At 69.4% G+C, this 22,509-nt stretch carries 15 protein-coding genes; 5 read left to right on the top strand and 10 right to left on the bottom strand.

Going from position 1 to position 22,509, the window contains the following annotated elements:
* Positions 1–97 precede the first annotated feature (97 nt).
* Positions 98–2,743, bottom strand: coding sequence for an EAL domain-containing protein (locus ROTAS13_RS03140; protein ID WP_075821529.1), 2,646 nt, complete (start codon positions 2,741–2,743; stop codon positions 98–100).
* 246 nt (positions 2,744–2,989) lie between these two features.
* On the opposite strand from ROTAS13_RS03140, the gene ROTAS13_RS03135 reads away from it, so the two are divergent.
* The gene (locus ROTAS13_RS03135; RefSeq protein ID WP_019462755.1) at positions 2,990–3,973 is read left to right on the top strand and encodes a TRAP transporter substrate-binding protein; all 984 of its coding nucleotides are present in this window, start codon (positions 2,990–2,992) and stop codon (positions 3,971–3,973) included.
* 125 nt (positions 3,974–4,098) lie between these two features.
* Positions 4,099–4,341: a hypothetical protein gene (locus tag ROTAS13_RS03130; protein ID WP_075821528.1), complete on the top strand. Its 243-nt coding sequence runs from the start codon at positions 4,099–4,101 to the stop codon at positions 4,339–4,341.
* 586 nt (positions 4,342–4,927) lie between these two features.
* Here ROTAS13_RS03130 and argJ read toward each other — a convergent pair.
* Both argJ and ROTAS13_RS03120 read right to left on the bottom strand, forming a co-directional pair.
* Complete coding sequence (gene argJ / locus ROTAS13_RS03125; RefSeq protein ID WP_019462757.1) at positions 4,928–6,163, bottom strand: bifunctional glutamate N-acetyltransferase/amino-acid acetyltransferase ArgJ; 1,236 nt, start codon at positions 6,161–6,163, stop codon at positions 4,928–4,930.
* Between the two features lie 25 nt (positions 6,164–6,188).
* Positions 6,189–7,127 (bottom strand): peptidylprolyl isomerase, encoded by a 939-nt coding sequence (locus ROTAS13_RS03120; protein ID WP_019462758.1) that lies wholly within the window; start codon positions 7,125–7,127, stop codon positions 6,189–6,191.
* Positions 7,128–7,541: 414 nt separating this feature from the next.
* Between ROTAS13_RS03120 and ROTAS13_RS03110 the strand changes: the two genes are divergently transcribed.
* Positions 7,542–8,987 carry a tannase/feruloyl esterase family alpha/beta hydrolase gene (locus ROTAS13_RS03110; RefSeq protein WP_075821526.1) on the top strand — a complete coding sequence of 482 codons (1,446 nt, stop codon included), beginning with the start codon at positions 7,542–7,544 and terminating at the stop codon, positions 8,985–8,987.
* Positions 8,988–9,330: 343 nt separating this feature from the next.
* On the opposite strand, the gene mctP is transcribed toward ROTAS13_RS03110, so the two are convergent.
* Both mctP and ROTAS13_RS03100 read right to left on the bottom strand, forming a co-directional pair.
* A complete protein-coding gene (gene mctP, locus ROTAS13_RS03105) occupies positions 9,331–10,821 on the bottom strand; it encodes a monocarboxylate uptake permease MctP (protein ID WP_019462760.1) in 1,491 nt (496 codons plus the stop codon).
* The gene (locus ROTAS13_RS03100) at positions 10,818–11,000 is read right to left on the bottom strand and encodes a DUF3311 domain-containing protein (protein WP_019462761.1); all 183 of its coding nucleotides are present in this window, start codon (positions 10,998–11,000) and stop codon (positions 10,818–10,820) included. The genes mctP and ROTAS13_RS03100 overlap by 4 nt, the downstream gene beginning before the upstream one ends.
* A gap of 380 nt (positions 11,001–11,380) precedes the next feature.
* Here ROTAS13_RS03100 and secA point away from each other — a divergent pair, with 380 nt between their 5' ends.
* Together secA and ROTAS13_RS03090 are read left to right on the top strand one after the other, a co-directional pair.
* A complete protein-coding gene (secA, locus tag ROTAS13_RS03095) occupies positions 11,381–14,119 on the top strand; it encodes a preprotein translocase subunit SecA (protein ID WP_075821525.1) in 2,739 nt (912 codons plus the stop codon).
* Entirely contained in the window at positions 14,120–14,977 is an 858-nt protein-coding gene (locus tag ROTAS13_RS03090; RefSeq protein WP_075821524.1) for a transglutaminase family protein, read from the top strand.
* A 9-nt stretch (positions 14,978–14,986) separates the two neighbouring features.
* On the opposite strand, the gene ROTAS13_RS03085 is transcribed toward ROTAS13_RS03090, so the two are convergent.
* The 5 genes from ROTAS13_RS03085 to ROTAS13_RS03060 form a co-directional block, all read right to left on the bottom strand.
* Positions 14,987–16,048: a hypothetical protein gene (locus ROTAS13_RS03085; protein WP_075821523.1), complete on the bottom strand. Its 1,062-nt coding sequence runs from the start codon at positions 16,046–16,048 to the stop codon at positions 14,987–14,989.
* Between the two features lie 52 nt (positions 16,049–16,100).
* Positions 16,101–17,912 (bottom strand): class I SAM-dependent methyltransferase, encoded by a 1,812-nt coding sequence (locus tag ROTAS13_RS25655; protein WP_083755378.1) that lies wholly within the window; start codon positions 17,910–17,912, stop codon positions 16,101–16,103.
* A gap of 143 nt (positions 17,913–18,055) precedes the next feature.
* A complete protein-coding gene (locus ROTAS13_RS03070) occupies positions 18,056–20,287 on the bottom strand; it encodes a glycosyltransferase family 1 protein (RefSeq protein ID WP_126281834.1) in 2,232 nt (743 codons plus the stop codon).
* A gap of 178 nt (positions 20,288–20,465) precedes the next feature.
* On the bottom strand, positions 20,466–21,422 hold the full coding sequence (locus tag ROTAS13_RS03065; RefSeq protein ID WP_019463254.1) for an acetyl-CoA carboxylase carboxyltransferase subunit alpha: 957 nt from the start codon (positions 21,420–21,422) through the stop codon (positions 20,466–20,468).
* A 154-nt stretch (positions 21,423–21,576) separates the two neighbouring features.
* Positions 21,577–22,287 carry a phosphatase PAP2 family protein gene (locus ROTAS13_RS03060; RefSeq protein WP_019463255.1) on the bottom strand — a complete coding sequence of 237 codons (711 nt, stop codon included), beginning with the start codon at positions 22,285–22,287 and terminating at the stop codon, positions 21,577–21,579.
* Positions 22,288–22,509: the final 222 nt, after the last annotated feature.

The raw sequence follows: 22,509 nt of genomic DNA, 5'->3' as shown, positions 1-22,509 counted from the left end.
AAAATAAATCGCGTGCCATTGATGGGATTGCCTCCCTCCATGGCCTGGCCGGTTCCCGTGGCATCCTTCCGCCGACGGATGTCCTTCGGAGCCCAGGTCAGGGCAAGGTGAGGCGCTCATTCCGCAACCCGTGCGCCCGCAGGAGCTGCGCCACGGCCTCCCGGCTCATCGGTCGGCCCAGCAGGAAGCCCTGCACCTCGTCGCAGGCACGGTGCTGCAGGAAGCGCAACTGCTCCTCGGTCTCCACGCCCTCCGCCGTTACTTCCATGCCCAGGTTGCTGCTCATGGCGAGCACCGCCTCCACGATGGCATGCGCACCGTTCCGCCGGCCGATCGCGTGAACGAAGGAGCGGTCCACCTTGATCCGGTCGAAGGGAAAGCGGTGGAGGTAGCCCAGGCTGGCATAGCCCGTGCCGAAATCGTCGAGCGCGATCCGCACACCCCGGCGCTTGAGGGCATGGATCGCGTTCAGCGCCTCCTCGGCATCGCCGATCAGCAGCCCCTCGGTGATCTCCAGCTCCAAGCGTTCCGCCGGCAGGCCCGAAAGCTCCAGCGCGCGGTCCACGATGGCCGGCAGGTTGCCGCTGCGGAACTGCGCGGGGGACAGGTTCACCGCCAGCCGCAGCGGCTCCGGCCAGGTCGCGGCCTCGGCGCAGGCCCGCTCCATCACCCAGCGGCCGAGCGGCAGGATCAGCCCGCTTTCCTCCGCCACGGGGATGAAGGTGGCGGGCGGCACCGGCCCGCGCACCGGATGCGTCCAGCGCAGCAGCGCCTCGAAGCCGCGGATCGCGCCGTTCCCGCAGGTCATGATCGGCTGGTAGTGCAGTTCCAGCAGATCGGCCTGCAGGGCCAGCCGCAGGTCCTGCTCCATCTCCCGCCTCTCGCGGAGTTCCACCTCCATGGCGGGCTCGAAGAAGCGCACCGTGCCGCGCCCTTCCGCCTTGGCGCGGTACAGGGCGGTGTCCGCGTTGCGCAGCAGGCTTTCCGGCGTCGCGCCATCCTGCGGATGCAGGGCGATGCCGACGCTGGTGCCGACCTGCGCCATGTTGCCGTCAAGGATGAAGGGCGTGACCAGGCTGCGCACGATCCGGCGGGCCAGGGGCTCCACCCCGTCCCGCGCGGCCGTGCCGCGCCACAGGATCACGAACTCGTCGCCGCCGAGGCGGGACACCGTGTCGTCCGGGCCGACCAGCTCGCCCAGACGCTCCGCCACCTGCCGCAGGAGCTGGTCGCCCGCCGCGTGGCCATAGGTGTCGTTCACCACCTTGAAGCGGTCGAGATCCAGCGCCAGCACCACGAGCTTGCCTTCCCGCCCGCCGGCCTCCCCGATCGCCCGGTCGAGACGCTCATGCAGCAGGAGGCGGTTGGCCAGGCCGGTCAGCGGGTCGTGATGCGCCAGGAAGCGCACCCGCCGCTCCGACAGGGTCTGCTCCGTGACATCGGTGAAGGTCCGTACGAGGCCGCCATTGCCCAGGACCTGGCTGCGGACCTCCAGCACCGTGCCATCCGGGCGCGTGCAGCGGTAGAGCGGCGCCAGCCGCCCGGCGCCCGGGTCCAGCGCGCAGTCCTCCGGCAGGATGTCCCGGACCTGCCCGCCGCGCAGAAAGGCGGACCGCTGCCCTTCCGGCACGCCGAGCAGGCTCATGGCGCGGCGGTTCACCACCGGCATGCGCCCGTCCGGCGCCACCATGACCAGGCCCTGGCTGATGTTCTCGATCGCGTCGGACAATGCCTGCTGGGACCGTGCCCGCTGTCTCCTGCGGCGGATCAGCAGGCCGCCCGTCCCCAGGATCAGCACCGTCAGCACCGCGCCGGAGGACAGGACGCTGCGCCGGTAGGCGTCGTAGCCTTGCAGGATTTCCGCCATGTCGTTGCTGACGGCCACGATCAGGGGAAAGGACCCGACCCGCCGGAAGGCGGCCAGCCGCTCGGCGCCGGTGGCCGGGTTCCGCCCGCGGAGGGTGCCCTGCGGGCGGATCAGCGCCTCCGTCATCAGGTCGCTGCCGGCGATGCTGCTGCCGAGTGCCCCGGCCCCCTCCGGCGCCCGTGCCCGGATGATCCCGTCGAGCCCGGCCAGGGTCACGGTGCCACGGCCGATATCCAGCGTGTCGTAGACCTGGGTCAGCCAATAGGGGTTGAGCGAGATCACCACCACGCCGCCGAAGCGGCCGTCGCCCGTCAGCAGCTTCCGGGTGAACTGCACCGACCAGCGCCCGGATTCGCGCCCCATCACCGGCACGCTGATGAAGAGCTCGTCCTGCTGGGTATCGAGATGCACCCGGAAATGCGAGCGGTCGGACAGGTCCACCCCGTTCTGGACCGCCCCCAGATTGCTGAGCCAGAGCCGCCCCGAAGGGCCGATCACGGCGGCCTGCAGCGACATGTCCTGCTGGAAGCCATGTTCCCGGCGCAGGAAGTCGAGGCTGAAATCGGCCGGGTCGCGCCGGTAGGCCTCGCGGATGAAGAGCAGCCGCTGGTCGATCGCCTCCACCGTCCGGGCAATGATCTGCTGCGCGGCCCCGGCCAGGTTGCCGGCGTTGCGTGTCGCGTTGTCCAGGCTCCGCTGGTATTCGCGTTGCAGATGCAGGGCGATGCCGCCCCAGAACAGCAGCAGGATCGCCAGGATCAGGCCCAGATCGGCACCGAACCATGCGGCGACGGACCGGAGCCTTCTCCGGAGGCCGGCCGCGCCGGCGCCCTCGTCACCCGCCGCTGCGGCGTGCGGTGACCGCGGCCGCGCCATCCTACCCTCCCCTGTCATATCGCTTCCGGCCCTGTACGGAACATCCGGCGGATCCTGCTGAAAGCCGCGCGGGGCCGGCGCGCCCATCCGGTCTCTCCCGACGGAACGCGCGGCTCGCTTCTGGAGCGTAGCTTGCAGCCATGAGATGATGAATTGGTTATCAGCACAACCTCGCAAGATCAGGGCACGCCGCCAGCCGGCGCGGCGGCCCCGCCCGGGTGGGGAGCTGACTGGGGAATGGATCACATGACGACGCGACGTGCCCTGATGGCGATGACGCCGCTGCTGGGCCTGGCTACCTTTCCGGCGCGGGCCGAGGCGGCCGAATGGGGCATCGCCACCGAATACCCGGCCACCGCCATGCCGGGCGAGGGAATCGCCTTCTTCGCCGAGACGGCGAACCTGGAGGCGCAAGGCATCCTGCATGTCCGGCCGGCCTTCGATGCGCCGGATGGGCTGCGCTCCGCCAGGATGCCGGGCGCCGTCGCCCAGGGGAAGCCGGAGGCCGCCGATGCCTTCACCGGCGCGCTGGCCGGGCTGGCGCCGATCCTCCAGCTCTCCGCCCTGCCCTTCCTCACCGGCTCCGCGGACGACACGCGCCGCCTGCTGGAAGCGGCGCGCCCCGCCTATGTGAAGGTGCTTTCGGAGCGCGGCCTCACCCTGCTCTATGCCACGCCCTGGCCCGCCACGGGCCTGTGGTCGCGCAGGCCGGTGACCGGCCCCGAATCGCTGAAGGGCCTGCGCGTGCGCACCTATGACGAGTCCGGGACCACGGTGATGCGTGCGGCGGGCGCGGAGCCGTCCCAGATCTCCTTCGCCGACGCCCTGCCGCGGCTGAAATCCGGCGAGATGGACGCGGTTCTGTCCTCGGGCGATGGCGGCGCCGGGGCGCGGCTCTGGGAGATCCTGCCGCATTTCACCGCCATCGACTACGCTTGGCCGCTGAGCCTCGCCTTCTGCAACACGGCGGCCCTGCAACGGCTGCCGGAAGCCGGGCAGGCGGCGGTGGCGCGGGCGGGCAAGGCCACCGAGGCGCGCCAGTTCAAGGCCATCGAGACCCGCATGGCGGAGAACGAGGCGCGGATGCGGACGCATGGGATGACGATCGCCACCTCGCCCGCGTTGCGGGCCGCCCTGGAAGCGGCGGCGGCGCCTGTCCAGGCCGCCTGGGTGCAGCGGGCGGGTCCGGAAGGGGAAGCCATCCTGCGCGCCTATCGCGGCGGCCGCTGAAGGATCGCGGGGCGGCGCCGGCCCGCCTTCCGGGCATGGGGGCGGGGCCCTGCGGCGGCCCGGGCGCCATGGCTTGTGGGGCGGTTCCAGAAATGCAACTTTTGGTTGCGTTTCCGGAGACATCCATGTTCCGCAGCCTCGCGCTCGCCGCGACCCTTGTCGCCGCCGGGTTCCTTTTCGGCCCACAGGCGGCTGCGGCGGTCTCACAGCCCGCCGGCTTGCACCAGGCGCGACCGCTTCCGGAAGGGCTGGTCGAGGTCCGTTTCTATTCGGGGCGTTCCCGCTCCGCCTCGGTCCGTACCCGCAGCCACTACTTCCGGCCCGCCGGCCGGAGCGTCGTCCGCGGCCTGCGCTCCCGGCTGCACTGAAGGGCAGCCAGGCGCAGTGTGCGCCAGATCACAGACAATCGCCCTCGGGACGCCACATTGTAAGGACCATACCGATGCGCAAAGCATCTATCGCGGGAAAGCTGGACCGTGCGTCTCTCCCCTTCTTCGCCTGGGTCACCCGATCACTATGATCGCCTGCGTGCCGCATGTGGCCCCGGCATCGTAGGCTCCGTCCCGGAAGCGCCCCAGGCTTCCCGGGCGCTACGCGGAGCCCGGAAATGGCTTCCGGTCGCCGCCATACTCGGTCTCCTGTTCCTCGCGGCGTATGCCATGGGAAGATCGGAGGACCTTGCTCCCGAGGCCACATGCGCCCTCGCGCAGTCTCACAGCATGCCGTGTCACTGAGGCGCCGCCGTGACATCCGCGAACGGCACAAAACCCATGTGCCCTTCGCCGTACCCAGCGCCTGCTGGGTTCTTCCGCTGACGCTCCGGTAAACCCGATAAGCTTATCGGGGCGTGGAGAGATCCAGGGCACCTCCATGCTGGCGCAGGGAGGCCAGGGCCGCCGTCGGCGCCCTCGCCAGCACCCTGCGGACCCGCGCTAGACCGTTGTTCTCGCCAAGCTAACTCCGGTACGACCCGTTGATATCGATGTAGCCATGGGTGAGGTCGCAGGTCCAAACCGTGGCGCTGCCCTCGCCCAGCCCGAGATCCACCTCGATCTCGATCTCCCGGCCCTTCATGTGCGCGACCACCGGGGCCTCGTCATAACCCGGCACCACGCCGCCCTCGCGCGCCATCCAGGTGCCGCCGACGGCCACGGAAAGCCGGTCACGGTCCGCGGGCTCGCCGGCCTTGCCGACCGCCATGACGATGCGGCCCCAGTTTGCGTCCTCGCCCGCGATGGCGGTCTTCACCAGCGGCGAGTTGGCGATGGCCAGCGCCACCACCTTGGCCGAGGCGTCGGAGACCGCGCCGCGCACCGCCACCTGGATCAGCTTCTGCGCGCCCTCGCCATCCCGCACCACCTGGAGGGCCAGCTCGTGCAGCAGCCCGGCCAGCGCGGCGCGGAAATCGGCCAGGACCTCGCCGCCCTCGGCCGTGACCTCGGGATGCTCCGCCTGGCCGGTGGCGAAGAGCAGCACCGTGTCGGAGGTGGAGGTGTCGCTGTCCACCGTGGTGCGGTTGAAGGAGGTTTCGACCCCGGCCTTCAGCGCCGATTGCAGCGCGGCGGCGGGGATCTTCGCATCCGTCGCCACGAAGCAGAGCATCGTCGCCATGTCTGGCGCGATCATGCCCGAACCCTTGGCGATGCCGGTGATGGTCACCGGGGCACCGCCGATCCGCGCCTGCCGCGTCACCGCCTTGGGGAAGGTGTCGGTGGTCATGATGCCGCGCGCCGCCTCCGCCCAGGCTTCCGGCGAGAGGCCGTCATGCAGGGCCGGCAGGGCGGCGGTCAGCCTTTCGTGCGGCAGCACCTCGCCGATCACGCCGGTGGAGGCCAGGAAGACCTCGGAGGGCGCGCAGCCGACCAGCCTTGCCGCCGCCTCGGCGGAAAGCCGCGCCGCTTCCTCGCCCGCCCGGCCGGTGAAGACATTGGCGTTGCCGGCATTCACCACCACCGCCCGGGCCGTGCCGCCCTCCAGCGCCTTGCGGCACCAGTCCACCGGGGCGCCGGGGCACTTGGAGCTGGTGAAGACGCCCGCCACCGTGGTGCCGGGGGCGAAGACCATCATCATCAGGTCGTCGCGCCCCTTGTAGCGAATGCCCGCCGCCACCGTGCCGAGGCGGACGCCCGCGACGGGCGGCAAGGCGGGCATGGGCACCGCGAGGGGGGAAACCGGAAGGTCCTTGGCCATGGGTGTTCTCGGCGCTCGTGTGATTTCAGTTCTTCTGGGCGGGGGCGGGCGGCGTGGCACCGTCCAGAGGCGAGGGCTGGCGCTGCGGCGTGCCGTCGAGGTTGAAGCGCTCGACCTTGGCGCCGGCCTTGTACTTCTCCAGGGCGGCATTCACGGCTTCCTCGAAAGCCGCTTGGCGCAGCGAGGCGCGCTGCTCCTCGAAGCTCTTGGGCGGCGCGGCGCGGCGCTCCTCGACCTTGATGATGTGCCAGCCGAAGGCCGACTTCACCGGCGCCGGGCTGATCTGGCCGGGCTTCAGCGCGAAGGCGGCCTCGGCGAATTCCGGCACCATGTCGGACTTCTTGAAGAAGCCCAGGTCGCCGCCATTGCCCTTGCCGCTGGGGTCGGTCGAGTATTTCTGCGCGATCGCCGCGAAATCCGCCCCCGGCTTCCTCACCTCGGCCAGGACCTTGTCCGCCTCCTCCTTGCTGGCGACGAGGATATGGCGCGCATGCACCTCCTCCTCGGCCGGCTGGCTCTTCTGCTCGGCCTCGAAGCGCTTGCGCAGCGCCTCGTCGGTCAGGGCGGGGGCCACGTCGCGGCGGATCAGCGCCTGCTGCAGCTCCTGGTCGGTGGCCACGGCGATGCGGTGCTGCACCTCGGGGTCCTTCTCCAGCCCCTGGGCGCGGGCGGCGGCGGCCACCGCCTTCTGCGCGATGAGCTGGTCCACGATCAGCGGGAAGAGCACCTGCGGCGGGGCGTTGCGCGCCTCGGCGGGCAGGTCCTGTGCCGCGTCGCGGACATCGCTGAGGCGGATCTCCTCCCCGTTCACCCGGGCCACCACCGGGTCGGCGGGCTGCTGCGCCGCCTGGGGCGAGGCGGGGGCGGCCGTGGGATTGGGCACCGCCGAGGTCTGGGCCAGGGCCGCGTCAGCCAGGGGTCCGGACAGCAGTCCGAGCGACAGGATCAGAACGGGAAAACGCATCAGACAAGTCCTGTCGAAAAGGGCGCGGCACCATGACGCGCATGCTGCGGGACGGCAAGGCACGCTTCCGTACCGAAACCTCTCGCCGGGGCCACCCTCCGGAGGGGCGGCAACAGGCCGCAACACGCCCGCCCCCACACCGGACCGGCGGGCGGGGCGAGAATCGCCGACGAAGCCCGTTTCCTCGCTTATCCTGCGGCCCGGAGCCGCCCCGGGAAGGGGCGGCCGAGGGAGGAGAAACCATGCCCGACCGGATACCGGTCCCCTGCCCCGCCGTTCCGGCGGACCGAAGCGCCGCCCTGCGCGGGGGCGGCCTCGCCCTGGCCGCTCTGGCCCTGCTCGGCCTCGGCCCTGGCCCAACCCGGCCCGATCCAGCCCGCGCCCGAGGCCGCGCGCTGCGCCGCGCTGGCGGGGATGCGCCTCGACGACACCAACCTGCTCTCCGCCACCGCCGTCCCGGCCGCGGGGGACCTGCCGGCGCATTGCCGGGTGCTCGGCTATGTCCGCCCGGCGATCAATTTCGAGCTGCGCCTGCCGCTTTCCGGCTGGAACGGCAAGTTCTACATGACCGGCTGCGGCGGCTTCTGCGGCAAGGTCCTGGGCGACGCGCCAGGCTTCACCAATGCGCTGAATTATGGGCTGCGGCGCGGCTATGCCGCCGCGACCACGGATTCCGGCCATTGGGGCACCGGCTCCATCGACGGGCGCTGGGCCTGGAACAACCGGCTGGCGGAAATCGACTGGGGCACGCGGGCGGTGCCAGAGGTGACCCGCGTTTCCAAGGCGCTGGTGAATGCCTTCTACGCGCGCCCGGCGGCCCATGCCTATTTCGCCGGCTGCTCCACCGGCGGGCGGCAGGCGCTGATGGAGGCGCAGCGCTTCCCCGACGATTTCGACGGCATCATCGCGGGTTCCCCGGCGCTGGACTATACGGGCCTGGTCGCCACTGCCATGGCCTGGACCACCCGCGCCAATGCGGGGCCGGACGGCGGGCGGCTCTTCGACCCGGCCCATACGCCGCTGGTGCAGAAGGCCGTGGCCGAGGCCTGCGACGGCGCCGACGGGCTGAAGGACGGGCTGGTCTCCGACCCGCGCCAATGCCGGTTCGACCCGGCGACGCTGCAATGCCCCGCCGGCTCGAACCGGCCGGACTGCCTGGGCGAGGCCGAGGTCGGGGTGCTGGAGGCCTGGTACGCGCCGCCGCGCAACAGCCGGGGGGAGGCGCTCTATCCCGGCGGCATCCCGCCGGGCTCGGAGCCCTTCTGGCCGGTCTGGCTGGCCGGCACCGCCACCACGCCGCCGTTGAATCCGCTCTTCAACCGGGACTTCCTCCGCTACATGGCCTTCGCCGAGGATCCGGGCGAGGGCTATGATCCCCTTGCCTTCGATTTCGACCGCGACCCGCCGCGTCTGGCCGCCATGGGTGCGCTGTACAATGCCACCTCCCCCGACCTTGCCCGCTTCCGCGCCCGGGACGGCAAGCTGATCGCCTATCACGGCTGGGCGGATGCCATCGTGACGCCGGAGCGGACGGTGCGGTGGTTCGAGGCGGCCAGCGGAGCCGCTGGCGGCCGCGACGCCATGGCGGGCACGGCACGGCTCTTCCTGCTGCCGGGCTTCGACCATTGCGGACTGTCGAATGCCGGGCCGGGCATCGACCAGAACGGCTTCGACCCGCTGGGCGCGCTGGAAGCCTGGGTGGAGAAGGGCGAGGCGCCCGCGCAACTGGCCACCACCAAGACCGGCCCGGATGGGCGGCGCCTCTGGAGCCGCCCGGCCTGCCCCTGGCCGCAGGTGCCGCGCCATGACGGCAAGGGGCCGGTCACGGAGGCATCGAGCTTCGCCTGCGCCGATCCGTGAAGGCCCGGGAATGCCGCCCCTGGGAGCCCCCCTGGGAGCCGCCCCTGGGAAAGGCAGCGCCTTTCCCCCCTATCCGCCAGGACCCAGGACACTGCGTGCCCTGGCCCCGACGAGTTGGCGCTTCCTGCGACCGCGGGCGCCGCCAGCGCGGACGGGGTGTCTTTGGCGCCCCGCCGATCCACTGGCCTGGGCTCGGGCGGAAGGCTGGCCTTGCCGTTCCGGGCCAACGCAAGGCGGGGTCCGGGGAGGTCGAAGCACTGCTTCGACAGCTCCCCGGCGGTGGGGGTTCGGGGGCAGGCGGAGCCTCCCCCGGGGGCTGCCACGAAGCGTGGCGCTCGGGGCATCAGACCGCCCGTGCCGCCCGTTCCGGCTGGATCAGCCGCAGCACCAGGTTGGCCACCACCGCTACGGCCAGGTTCAGCGCCAGGGCCAGGATGCCAACATAGAAGGTATAGGTCCCGCCGCCCAGGACCAGGCTGTGCAGCGGCTTCAGCCCGTCGCTCCAGGCCATCCAGGAGCCTCCCACGAAACCGACCGCCCAGCCCAGCAGCAGCGGGCCACCGCGGAACCAGTTGGTGAAGAGGCCGAAGACCACGGCGGGGAAGGTCTGCAGGATCCAGAGTCCGCCCAGGAGCTGGAGGTCCAGCGCGAACTGGGTCGGCAGGAAGAGGATGCAGGCCAGCGCCCCCACCTTCACAACCAGCGAGGTGACCTTGGCCACCTGAGCCTCCCCGGCATGGGTGACCTGGGGGTTCACATAGGCCTTCCAGAAGTTGCGGGTGAAGAGGTTGGCGGCGCCGATGCTCATCACCGCTGCCGGCACCAGCGCGCCGATGGCGATGGCGGCGAAGGCGAAGCCGGCGAACCAACTGTCGAACAGCGCCTTGAACAGCAGGGGCACCACGGCCGTCGGGGTGGTGGTCACGATCCCCGCCGCATGGGCCATGTAGCCCATCAGGGCGATCAGGCCGAGCAGGATGGTATAGGCCGGCAGCAGCACCGCGTTCTTGCGGATGGTGTTGCCCGAGTTGCTGGCGAAGATGCCGGTGAGCGTGTGGGGATACATGAAGGCCGCCAGGGCCGAGCCCAGCGCCAGCGTGGCATAGGGCAGGTACTGGCTGGGAGCCAGGATCAGGCCGGTGGCGCCCCCCTTGGCCGCGAAGACCCGCTCCGCCGAGGCGAAGACATTGGCATAGCCGCCGAGCTTCATCGGAATGATGGCCACGGCCACGATCACCACGATGTAGATCATGATGTCCTTGACGAAGGCGATCAGCGCCGGCGCCCGCAGCCCCGAGGAATAGGTGTAGAGGGCCAGGATGATGAAGGCGACGGCCAGCGGCACCTCCCCGGTCAGCCCCAGCGCCGCCAGCACCACCTCCATGCCCACGAGCTGGAGGGCGATATAGGGCATGGTGGCGAGCACCCCGGTGATGGCCACCGCCAGCTCCAGGGGCCGGGACTTGTACCGGGCATGCACCACGTCGGCCGCCGTCACATGCCCGCCTGCGGCCGCCACGGCCCAGAGCTTCGGCATGATGGCGAAGACGATCGGATAGACGATGATCGTATAGGGCAGGGCGAAGAAGCCATAGGCGCCGACCGCATAGACCACGGCCGGCACGGCGATCACCGTATAGGCGGTGTAGAAGTCGCCGCCGACCAGGAACCAGGTGATCCAGGTGCCGAAGGTCCGCCCGCCCAGCCCCCATTCGTCCAGGTGCGCCAGGGTCCTGGGCCGCCGCCAGCGGGCCGCGAAGAACCCCATGGCGGTGACCAGCACGAAGAAGCCGATGAAGACCCAGAGGGCCGTCCAGTCGATGCCGCCGCTCACCGGCCCTCCTCCCGCTTCCGGATGGCGCGGTAGCAGAGCCAGGTGAGGAAGGAGGTGATCGGCACCCAGAGAAGCTGGTACCAGTAGAAGAAGGGGAAGCCGAAGAGTTCCGGCTGCACATGGTTGTAGAACGGAACCCAGAGCAGCCCGGCAAAGGGCAGCAGGAGCAGGACCCACATGAGACGTCGCCTCCGAATCTCCCGTCCTGAGGGACGGGAAGCGACAGGGAGGCTGACCTGTCCTGGCGCCGTCCGGCAATTTTCTTCTTTGTAACAAACAGGCCCGCGCAGGACCGCGCCGATCACCCTTTCGCGCGTGCCCTGCCCCGCCGCCGGCATCGCCGCGCGCGCCGCGCCGCCGCTCCGGCACCGGGCGCGGCCGCCCTGGCGCCACGCTTTTACCCTGGCACGGGGTCGGTGCGCGCCGCCATTTCGTTGACCCCGTACCCGCTCCCCCCTATCTGTCCGGCGGCATACCCGGCGGCCCCTTGCCGCCGGGCCGATGTCGCGCCCGCGGGACCGCTCCTGCCCCCGGGAGCCTGGAGAGACCCGGAAAGCACATGTTCGCACGCCTCGCCCGCGCCATCATCGGTACCTCGAACGACCGCGCCGTGAAGCGCTACCAGGCGCGCGTGCCTGCCATCAACGCGCTGGAACCGCAGGTGGCCGCCCTGACCGACGAGGGGCTGCGCGCCAAGACCCAGGAGTTCCGGGACCGCCTCGCCCAGGGTGAGACGCTGGACGCCCTGTTGCCGGAGGCCTTCGCCGTTTGCCGCGAGGCCAGCAAGCGGGTTCTCGGCATGCGCCATTTCGACGTGCAGCTGATTGGCGGCATGGTGCTGCACGAGGGCCGCATCGCCGAGATGAAGACCGGCGAGGGCAAGACCCTGGTCGCCACCCTGGCCGTCTACCTGAACGCCCTGGCCGGCAAGGGCGTGCATGTGGTGACGGTGAACGACTACCTCGCCCAGCGCGATTCCGGGGAGATGAGCCGGCTCTACGGCTTCCTCGGCCTGTCCACCGGGGTGATCGTCTATGGGCTGAACGACGTCGAGCGCCGCGCCGCCTATGCCTGCGACATCACCTACGGCACCAACAACGAGTTCGGCTTCGACTATCTCCGCGACAACATGAAGTACCGGCTGGACGAGATGGTCCAGCGCGACTTCCATTTCGCCATCGTGGACGAGGTGGACAGCATCCTGATCGACGAGGCCCGCACGCCGCTGATCATCTCCGGCCCCTCGGACGAGAGCTCGGAGCTCTACGGCCAGGTCGATGCGGTGGTCCGCGAGGTGGTGAAGGACAAGTCCACCTACGAGAAGGACGAGAAGCAGCGCACCGTCGTGATGACGGAGGCCGGCACCGAGGCCATGGCCACTGCCCTGACCGAGGCCGGACTGCTGACCGAGGGCGACCTCTACGACGCCAGCAACATCACCCTGGTCCACCACGTGAACCAGAGCCTGCGCGCCCATGCCCTCTTCGCCCGGGACGTGGACTACATGGTCCGGGGCGGCAAGGTGATCATCATCGACGAGTTCACCGGCCGCGCCATGGAGGGCCGGCGCTATTCCGACGGACTGCACCAGGCGCTGGAGGCCAAGGAGCATGTCGAGGTCCAGCCCGAGAACCAGACCCTGGCCTCGATCACCTTCCAGAACTATTTCCGCCTCTTCCCCAAGCTGGCGGGCATGACCGGCACCGCCTCCACCGAGGCGGACGAGTTCGCCGAGATCTACAAGCTGGAGGTGGTCGAGATCCCGACCAACCTCCCCGTCGCCCGCCGGGACGAGGATGACGAGGTCTACCGTTCCGCCACCGAGAAGTACGAGGCGGTGGCCAACCTGATCGCCGAGTGCCGCGAGCGCGGCCAGCCGGCCCTGGTCGGCACCACCTCGATCGAGAAGTCCGAGCTGCTGAGCGCCCTGCTCAACAAGAAGGGCATCCCGCACCAGGTGCTGAACGCCCGCTACCACGAGCAGGAGGCGGCGATCATCGCCCAGGCCGGCCGGCCGGGCGCGGTGACCATCGCCACGAACATGGCCGGGCGCGGCACCGACATCAAGCTGGGCGGCAATGCCGAGGCCCTGGCCCGCGCCTCCTTCCCCGGCGAGCCGGAGGGGCCGGAATTCGAGGCCCGCATGGCCGAGATCCGGCGCGAGGTCGAGGCCGCCGCCGCGCGGGTGAAGGAAGCCGGCGGCCTGTTCGTGATCGGCACCGAGCGGCACGAGAGCCGCCGCATCGACAACCAGCTCCGTGGCCGCTCCGGCCGCCAGGGCGATCCTGGCGCATCCCGCTTCTTCCTGAGCCTGGAAGACGACCTGATGCGCATCTTCGGCTCCGACCGCATGGGCGGCATGCTCGGCAAGCTCGGGCTGAAGGAAGGCGAGGCCATCGTCCATCCCTGGATCAACAAGGCCCTGGAGAAGGCGCAGAAGAAGGTCGAGACGCGCAACTTCGACATGCGCAAGAACGTGCTGAAGTACGACGACGTGATGAACGACCAGCGCAAGGAGGTCTATTCCCAGCGCCGGTCCTTCATGCAGGCCGCGGACGTCGCCGAGACCGTGGCCGAGATGCGGCGCGAGCTGGTGGACGACATGGTCGCCCGCGCCGTGCCGGAGAATTCCTATCCGGACCAGTGGGACCTGGAGGGGCTGCAGGAGCGTGTCCTGACGCTTCTCGGCCTCGACCTGCCGGTGGCCGAATGGGGCCGCGAGGAAGGCATCGACGAGGCGCATCTGCGCGACCGCATCCAGGAGGCCGCGGACCAGGCCTTCGCCGCCCGGGCCGCCAATATCGGGCCGGAGCGGATGCGGGAGATCGAGAAGTCCCTGTTGCTGATGGTCTTCGACAAGGTGTGGAAGGACCACCTCCTCGCCCTCGACCACCTGCGGCAGGGCATCGGGCTCCGCGCCTATGCGCAGCGCGACCCGCTGAACGAGTACAAGTCCGAGGCCTTCAACCTGTTCAACGGCATGCTCTTCGACCTGCGGGAGGACGTGACCCGCTGGCTGATGCATGTGAACCTGATGCCGGAGCAGCCGCTGCCCACCCCCGAGCCGGTTCAGGTGACGGATGCACGCCAGCCGGTCCCGCCTTCCTTGTTGGAGGGCGGCGCGGCCGAGCCCGCGGCCTTCCCCGGCTATGGCCACGCCACCACCGATGCGGCGGTGCAACTTTCCCCCGGCGTGCGCGCTGACGACCCGTCCACCTGGGACCGGACGCCGCGCAACGCGCCCTGTCCCTGCGGTTCGGGCAAGAAGTACAAGCATTGCCACGGGAAAAGCATCTGAATGGCACGACCGCCGCGAAGCCTGGGCTGCACCCTCGACTACCAGGCCTCCGGGCCGAGCACCTTTGTCTTCGCGGTCCGTCCCTCGGAGGACCCGCCCGCGCGCCAGAAGATCCTTCGGGAGAGCCTGACGCTTTCCACCGGCCAGCCGGGCGAGGAATGGCGCAGCGTGGATGGCATCCGCTGGTTGCGCGTCCTGGCCCCGGCCGGCCTCGTGCAGCTACGCTACGAGGCGGAGGTGCAGGGCGAGCCGGTGGTGCATGACCCGGCCGGGATCACCGAGATGCCGGTCCAGCAGGTGCCGCAGGAGGCGCTGCATTTCCTGTTGCCGAGCCGCTACTGCGAGAGCGACCGGCTCACCGGCTTCGCCCGGGCGCAGTTCGGTGGGCTCGCCCAGGGTCATTCCCGCGTGGCGGCGGTCTGCGACTATATCTATCAGCGCACCGCCTATCAGCGCGGCAGCACCGATGTGCGGACCACGGCGCTGGACGTGCTGACGGATGCCGCGGGGGTGTGCCGCGACTTCGCGCATCTGGGCATCGCCCTCACCCGCGCCCTGGGCATCCCCGCGCGTTTCCTGGCCGCCTATGCGCCGCACCTCCAGCCGCCTGATTTCCACGCCATCTTCGAGGCGCTGCTGATGGGGCCGGAAGGACCGTGCTGGTACGTCTTCGACGCCACGCGGCAGACCGCCCTGGACGGGGTGGCCCGCATCGCCGTGGGGCAGGATGCCTCGCAGGTAGCCTTCTGCTCCATCTGGGGCAATGCCCAGGCCACCGGTATGAAGGTGCGCTGCGACCCGGAGCCGGGTACCACGAAGGAGTGGACCACGGCGGCGGTGTCGGTGTCGCGGGGGTAGGCTTTTCCGTCAGCCCCCGGGCACGTGCCGTGGATTGCGCCAGACCTGCGCTCCGTCCGCCACGGTCATGGCTTCCAGGTTCCTTGCGTTCCGCGAGAAGTTGAAGCGCGAAGGCTGCTCGTGCTCCAGCACCCAACCGTGACGCCAGAACATCTCCAGCAGGTCCCCGTCGATCTTCCGCGAGTGGGTACCGATCACCAGCCAGCGCACCTGGGCGTCGAGCGCCTCCAGCGCCGATCCGCAGACATCGGTCTCCAGCCCCTGGATATCCACATGCACCAGGTCCCAGAACGGTTCACGGCCCAGTAGCCCGGTCAGCCCCAGCATGGGCAGGTCGATCACCGTGGCATGAGCGTGGCCGCGATAATCCTGGCCATCCGCATCCAAAGGCCGCGAACCATAGTCGGCCGCCGCATCCGCGCTGACAGGCCAGGGGATCGTGCCATCCGCCGTACCGATCGCCGCGTTGATCAGCCGACAGACGGCGGGGTCGACCCCGTTCTGCGCCATGTGCTCCTGCAGGAAGATGTAGCGGCCGGGATCGGCCTCCAGCCCATAGAGCAGGATATCATCGATGCCACGGCGCCGGGCCGCCGCATGGCCCGCTGCCAGCCATGGCCCGTAGCCCGCACCGATCTCCAGGATGCGGTAGCGGCTGCCAGCGGAGAGGACGCTTTTCAGCAGGCCGAGCCATTCCGGCGCCTCGGCATGGAAATCCGCCTTCAGCGGTACATCGAAAACCTTGCCGTCATGTGGCGCGAAGGTCGGGGAGTAGCGCGTGCTGGTCCGCACCCCCAGGAAATCGCGGATGAAACCTGGTTCGCCTTCTCCCCCGGCATGGGGAAAGCGACCGAACACCCCCATGTCCTGCCGGGACAGCGCCGGATGCGGCTCCACCGCGCGCCGCAGAACGTCGCGCAACCGGTGCTGCGCCTCTTCCGACCGCAGCAGTGCCTTTCCGAAACTGGCGCGGTCCGGATATCCGCACTGCACCTCGATGACGGCTTCCGACTCCGGCGGCCGCGCCAGGATCAGTTCATAGGCCGTGATGACGTCGTCGCGGGAGATCAAAGGGTTTCTCCATCAGGGATCATGGCCGGTGCTCCGGTATGCATCGACACCATCAGGCCTTCTCGATCATCCATTTCGGTTCCTCGACCCGTAGCGGCTGCCCAACCTCCGCCGCGAAATCCCGGGCGGCACGGGCCACGCCGGGCCAGGGATGATCGTCACCGATCAGCAGGCCGCCCGGTTCCAGCAGATCCCAGTACATGCGCGCATCGCGGAGGACGGGTTCGTATTCATGCGCGGCATCGATGTGGACCATGCCCGCCCGCAGACCGAGGCGCTGCAGGATGACCGCGGCATTCTCGGATGTCTGTGGGACAGGCAGGACGAGGTCCGAGACGCCTTCCGCCACGACGTTGGATAGGAACTGCCAGTACAGCGAGGGCCAGCCATGTTTCAGCCCCAGATCCTCGAAGATCCGGTCCGGCCTGTCGCGGTTCCAGTGCTCGGGGCTGCCGAGGAAGGTGTCCACGGCGATGACCGCGCCATCCAGCCCCAGCGCCTGCATGTGTTTTGCCATGTGGATGGTGGAAGCACCCTTCCAGACACCGACATCAATGACGATGCGCGGCCTGCGTGCGGTGATTTCCCGCGTCAGGGCCGGGTGGTGGCTGTTCCAGCCTTGCAGGTCCTTGCGCAGGGTCGGAGCGAAGCCGGCGTAGATGTCCTCGCCGAACAGGCGCTGCTGGAGTTCGCGCGCCATGGTATGCGGCTTCTCCTCGGACGGCTGCCTGCCAGCGGTTCTGCCGCTTGGGCTGCGCTGCGCATAGCTCCTGCTGAATTCCGCGCTGCCGACGATGCTTCGCACGACGTCCACCGGCTGCAGAGCTTTCTTCTCCAGTGCATCGGTGAAGCTGTGGAAGCCAGCCAGATCAGGCTGCCGGTCCAACAGTCCCCGGTAGAGTGTGTCCACGAAGAGATCGGCGGGAAGGCGCTCTGACGTCACCTTCACACCATTGGAACGGGCCGGATCGCTGAGCTGGGCACGAGTGGCCTCGATCATCGTGGTCAACTCCTGCGTGGTAGGAAAATCGAAGCCGTCTGGCGCATGCTCGAAGAGGACGGTGCGGCCGAAATCCAGCGCCTTGTACAGAGCGGGCGTGTAATGTTCGCCCACATCACCGATGTAGCTGCCATAAGCGGGAAAACACATGAGCCGCGCCGTTCCCAGGACGGCACTGGCGATTTCCTTGGCCGTGTCCTGCGATGTCTGAGTTGTGGTCACCCCGAACCGGGCGAAGTACGCTCGGATCTCCTCGTGTGGACGGTAGCGGTACTCACAGTCCCGGACGAAATGCAGATAGCCCTCGACGATCTCTCGCTGCCGCTTCCACTGACGTCGGGTAAGCGCGAAACCCCAGTTGTGCCCCATGGGCATGATGCGGCGGCGAAGGCGGCCATGCTCCTCCGGCGAGGCATGATGCTGGCCATAAGCCGCCACATACCCCACCCGTTCCTCGGCGAGGGCGAAGGCGGAAAGCTTCTCCAGAGCATCGAGGTAGTGCGGCGAGAGGACCATATCGTCCTCGAAGAAGATTCCCAGTTCCGCGTTCAGGGTCTCGAAGAAGAACCGCTCAGCCCGGTCGAAATTCAGCGCGATGCCCAGATTATGCGGCGCCTCGTGCACGACGCCATCGGGGAAATGGCGGCGGAAGACGCTGATGCAGGCGGCGATCTCATCTTCTGTTGCCCGCGTCATGCCACCGGAGCGGTTGCGCGCCGCATCCTGGAACAGATGCACGCGCTGCTCCGCAACCGGCAGTGTCTGGGCCTTCAGGCTGGCCAGCACACGTTCCAGCATCCCGGGCCGGTTGAAGGACATGATGGCGATCGGCGCCGGCAGAGAAACGGCAAGGCTGTCTGGCATGAACTGGTCTGTCCTGGCCCCTGTTCCCGCGTGGCGGCCGTTTCCCGGCCCATTCTTCCACGCGTTCCTCGGTCATGTTCCGGTCCGGATGGCGGGGGCATCCGGGCCGGCAATGGCATGCCCCGCTGGGCGTGCCCGCGATGTCATGCCCCGTCGAAGAGAAGACGCTCGGTGATGTTCTGCCGCCCCGGCCCATCGGTCTCCGGGGCCCAGCCGACCTGGCAGAGGCCGACGGCGAAGCGCCGCGGGTCACCCTCGGCCAGTTGCTCGGCCATGCCGATCAGCGTGAAGTCCAGGTCCACCAGCCCGTCGGCGGGCGGGGCGATGCGCAGCCGCAGCACCTTGCTGGTGTTGGGTTGCAGGACCATGCGCCCGGTCGCGGGGTTCTCGATGAACTCGGCATGGAGCGGAATCCGTACGCCTCGCGGTGCCACATGCAGAACCTGCCCCTTCGCATGGGGCGCGCCCACGAGTTGCAGATAGGCGACGATGCAGTCCGTGCCGTTCCAGACCCCATTCGCGGTCGGTTTGGCATAGAAGGCAAGCCGGGCCGCCTCCCCTGCCATCCAGGCGCCGAAGCCTTCGCAGCCGTACCAGCCATCCACCATGACCGAGCGCAACGGCTGCGCGATGTAGCTCGGCGGCATGCCATGCGTGCGCCCGAGGCTCGACGGCTTGAAGGTGGTTCCGACCGGCAGGCTGGCTACGCTGGCACGCCTGCCCTTCGGGGGACGCGCGCGCTGGCGCTCGATGGCGGCCAGGAGATTGTCAGTGACATCCTTCCAGCCGCGAGGCCGGAAGCGCGCCGCGATCTCCGCCCGGCGCCGGTCGAGCAGGCCGGGCTCGAACAGCATGCGCCGGAAGACCTCGATCCCGTCGCGCAGGTTCAACGGATCGACGTAGTCCACCAGATCGCCGCCGACCTCAGGGATCGAGCTGCTGCTGGAGGCGACGCAGGGCGTGCCATAGGTCAGGCTCTCGCCCACCGGCAGGCCCCAGCCCTCCACGAAGGACGGGAAGGCGGTGAACAGGCAGTTCTGGTAGAGGGTGGCCAGTTCCTCATCCGACAGGTCGTGCAGGATGTGCAGGCGGCCATCGAGATGGTTGGTATCGCGGATCTGGTTCATCAGATCCTGGACGCGCCAGCCGGGGCGGCCGACGAAGACGAGGTCGGGCACCGCCTCGCCCTTCGTCATCATCTCGCGCCAGATCCGGAACAGGTAGGCGTGGTTCTTGCGGGCCTCGATGGTCGAGACGCTCAGCACGAAGGGACGGTCGCGCAGGCGTGCGATGGCCGGTGTCCAGCGGCCCGGCGCCGCCGCGGGGCGCGACGGGACGGGCTTGAGCACATGCGCGAGCGGCACGGCCTCGACCTCGATCCCCGTGATGCCGTTCTCGGCCATCAGCCGGCGCATGTCCCCCGCCACGTGCTCGCTGATGGTCAGCAGGAAGTCGAAGCTGAGCAGGCCGTCGCCCATGGCCAGGGTGAACCAGACGCTCAGCGTCGGATCGCAGAACTCTGGATGGGTGATCGGGATCAGGTCATAGACATAGAGGCCGACCCGTACGCCGATCTCGCGCAGCCGGGCGCAGTTGTAGACGACGTCGCGCACGTTCCAGAAGGCGCCCAGCACCAGCAGGGTCTGCGTCGGGGCGGGCGTCAGCGTCTGGGCCGAGAGGCGCAGATCCGCCACCAGTTCCTTGAGCCTGTCATGGCTCACCACCGCACTGGTCGCGTAGCGGATCATCTGCGCCAGCACGTCGCTCTGCAGCAGGAGAAGCCCGGTCGGGCTGCTGATCACGAAGCGGTAGGCGTTCAGCGCCGCGGGTGGCAGGGCCAGGACCTGCTCGATGATGTTGGCCTGCACCCGCTGGATGCCGGAAAGGGTCTTGTGGTTGTCGAGGTAGTGCAGGAGGTCCGTCACCTCCAGCAGCGTGGCCGTGGCGAGTTCCTGTTCCGTCCAGTGGCCCATCAACTCCGTGGCGATCTGGCTCTCCCCCAGCATCACCAGTTCCCGATAGGCATCGGCCGAGGCCCCCAGCCGCAGCGCCCCGGCCAGGCACTCGATGGCCTCGCCACGCCGACCGGCCAGGACCAGCGCGCGGCCGAACTGGAGCTGGGCGTCGCCGTCCTCAGGCGCGAGGGCCGCCGCGCGGCGATAGGCCAGCAGGGCATCGGCGGTCTGGCTCTGTTCCTTGAGCGCGTGGCCCAGCTGCACCCAGATGGGGGCATCCTCCGGCTCCGCCTCCAGATGCAGGCGGTAGAACTCCGCTGCGGCGGTCCAGTCCTTCCGATCCCGGGCTTCATCGCCTGCCCGCCGGAACTGGCGGTCCTCACCCCGCAGAGGGGATGTCAGGGAAGCCAGCTTGGTCAAGATCAGTTCCCCGCCACGCATGATTCGTCCGCTCACAAAACTGAGCGATCATCTGTTATCCAATCGAACCATACAACCCGTGGGAGAAACTAAAGAAAGGAATATCCCTTTTGGCGAGTTTACGTGAAGCCGTAGCGTGGATGCGCAGAGGATCAGGCACCTCCACACGTCTCACCTGTCAGCCAACGCCGTGGCGCCCCATTTCCAGGAACTTCTCGCGACGGCGGCTCTTCAGGGTTGCACCATCGACGGACAGCAGCGGCTGCAGGACTTCCCAGACCTTCTGCCCCACATCGGACACCGCCTTGGCCGGGTCGCGGTGCGCGCCGCCCAGCGGTTCCGGCACCACCGCGTCCACGAGGTTCAGGCGCAGCAGGTCCTCCGCCGTCAGCTTGAAGGCCTCCGCCGCCTGCGGCGCCTGGGCGGCGTCGCGCCACAGGATGGAGGCGCCGCCTTCCGGCGAGATGACGCTGTAGATGCTGTGCTCCAGCATCAGGATGCGGTCCGCCGCGGCCAGGGCGATGGCGCCGCCGGAACCGCCCTCGCCGATGATCGTGGCGACCACGGGCACCGGCGCCTCCAGGCAGGCCTCGATGGAGCGCGCGATGGCCTCGGCCTGCCCGCGCGCCTCGGCCTCGATGCCGGGAAAGGCGCCCGCCGTGTCCACGAAGGTGATGATCGGGATGCCGAAGCGCCCGGCGAGCTCGATCAGGCGCCGCGCCTTGCGGTAGCCTTCCGGCTTGGCGCTGCCGAAATTGTGCTTGATGCGGGTCTCGGTGTCGGTGCCCTTCTCGGTGCCCAGGACCATCACCGAATGGCCGCGGAAGCGGCCAAGGCCGCCCACCACCGCCTCGTCATCGGCGAAGGCGCGGTCCCCCGCCAGCGGCGTGAACTCCTCGACCAGCGCCTCGATATAGGCCAGGCATTTCGGCCGCTCCGGGTGGCGGGCCACCTGCGCCTTCTGCCAGGGGGAGAGCTTGCTGTAGGTGGCGGCGAGGAGCTTCTCGGCCTTGTCCTGCAGGCGGCCGACTTCTTCCGCCACATCGATGCCGCCGGCATCGGTGGTCCGGCGGAGTTCCTCGATCTGGCCTTCCAGCTCGGCGATCGGCTTTTCGAAATCCAGGAAATGACGCATCGGGGGTCCGTACACGGGGGCGTGCGGAGCGGCTAGAGCGGATCGTGCCGGAAGGGAAGCGCCGGACCCGCGAATCCGCCCCGCCAGGAAGGGAAGGCGATGCCCCGGCCCCGGCCGTGCAGGCAAGGCCCAATGCGGGGCGGCGGCGTGCCCGTCAGCGACCTGCCTCGTCCGGCTTCTCGACCTGGCCGCGCCGTTGCAGGCGGAGCGCCACCAGCCAGCACGAAAGGGCCCAGGCCGCGCCCAGGCACCAGCCGGCCAGCACATCGGTCGGCCAGTGCACCCCCAGGTAGATCCGGCTGGCACCCACCAGCAGCGTCACCGCCACCGCGACGGCCATCACATAGAGCTTCAGCCGCGGCCCGGCCTGGATGCGCGTCATCAGCGCCCCCAGGGTCAGGTAGGTGACGGCCGAAAGCATGGCATGGCCGCTGGGGAAGCTGGCGGTGAAGACCTCCACCATATGTGGCACCACATCCGGCCGTGGCCGCTCGAAGGCCAGCTTCACCAGCAGGGAGAGCACGGTGCCGCCCAGGATGGACACCGCGGTCAGCAGGGCCGCGCCGCGCTTGCGCTCCAGCAGCAGGCCGCCCAGCACCACGAGGCTCACGGAAACCAGGATCACGTTGCTGCCCAGGGCCGTCACGTCCTGGGCGATCGCCGGCAACCAGCGGGGACCGATCGGATGCTCCAGGTCGGCCGGGTCCCGCAGCAGGAGCAGCATGTGGCGGTCGAAGCCCTCCAGGCTGTCACCATGCACCAGCGCCGCCAGCGCCACGAAGCCAAGCAGCCCGCCCGCCACCAATAGCAGGCCGAGCAGCCCCGGCAGTTCGGGCATGGCGTCGCGCCGCTCGAATCGGGTCATGCGTGTCCTCCTTCCCGCCCTTGCCCTGGCGAGGTGCCCCGGTTCTCCCTTCGCCCCCGCCAGGGCAGCAACGGCTCAGCCGGCGTCGCGTTCACCCGCCGGCACGGCGGCGTCGGAGAGCGGGTGGTGCAGTTCCATCACCGCCCGCAGCCGCTCCTCCAGCACCTTGGTGTAGATCCTGTCTCTTGATCACATCTACGCACAGCTCCACCGTAAGGCGAA

This window comes from Roseomonas sp. TAS13, from assembly GCF_001950415.1.
GTDB classification, from domain to species: domain Bacteria; phylum Pseudomonadota; class Alphaproteobacteria; order Acetobacterales; family Acetobacteraceae; genus Roseomonas; species Roseomonas mucosa.
Note: the sequence above shows the minus strand (reverse complement) of the source record. Positions and strands in the feature narration are given on the sequence as shown.

Bases quoted from the DNA above. Each gene is read 5' to 3' on its own strand.
- ROTAS13_RS25655 (WP_083755378.1), bottom strand. From the start codon at position 17,912: ATGCCAGACAGCCTTGCCGTTTCTCTGCCGGCGCCGATCGCCATCATG.
- argJ (WP_019462757.1), bottom strand. From the start codon at position 6,163: ATGGCCAAGGACCTTCCGGTTTCCCCCCTCGCGGTGCCCATGCCCGCC.
- ROTAS13_RS03065 (WP_019463254.1), bottom strand. From the start codon at position 21,422: ATGCGTCATTTCCTGGATTTCGAAAAGCCGATCGCCGAGCTGGAAGGC.
- ROTAS13_RS03135 (WP_019462755.1), top strand. From the start codon at position 2,990: ATGACGACGCGACGTGCCCTGATGGCGATGACGCCGCTGCTGGGCCTG.
- ROTAS13_RS03100 (WP_019462761.1), bottom strand. From the start codon at position 11,000: ATGTGGGTCCTGCTCCTGCTGCCCTTTGCCGGGCTGCTCTGGGTTCCG.
- ROTAS13_RS03130 (WP_075821528.1), top strand. From the start codon at position 4,099: ATGTTCCGCAGCCTCGCGCTCGCCGCGACCCTTGTCGCCGCCGGGTTC.
- ROTAS13_RS03140 (WP_075821529.1), bottom strand. From the start codon at position 2,743: ATGGCGCGGCCGCGGTCACCGCACGCCGCAGCGGCGGGTGACGAGGGC.
- ROTAS13_RS03120 (WP_019462758.1), bottom strand. From the start codon at position 7,127: ATGCGTTTTCCCGTTCTGATCCTGTCGCTCGGACTGCTGTCCGGACCC.
- ROTAS13_RS03060 (WP_019463255.1), bottom strand. From the start codon at position 22,287: ATGACCCGATTCGAGCGGCGCGACGCCATGCCCGAACTGCCGGGGCTG.
- secA (WP_075821525.1), top strand. From the start codon at position 11,381: ATGTTCGCACGCCTCGCCCGCGCCATCATCGGTACCTCGAACGACCGC.
- ROTAS13_RS03110 (WP_075821526.1), top strand. From the start codon at position 7,542: ATGCGCCTCGACGACACCAACCTGCTCTCCGCCACCGCCGTCCCGGCC.
- ROTAS13_RS03090 (WP_075821524.1), top strand. From the start codon at position 14,120: ATGGCACGACCGCCGCGAAGCCTGGGCTGCACCCTCGACTACCAGGCC.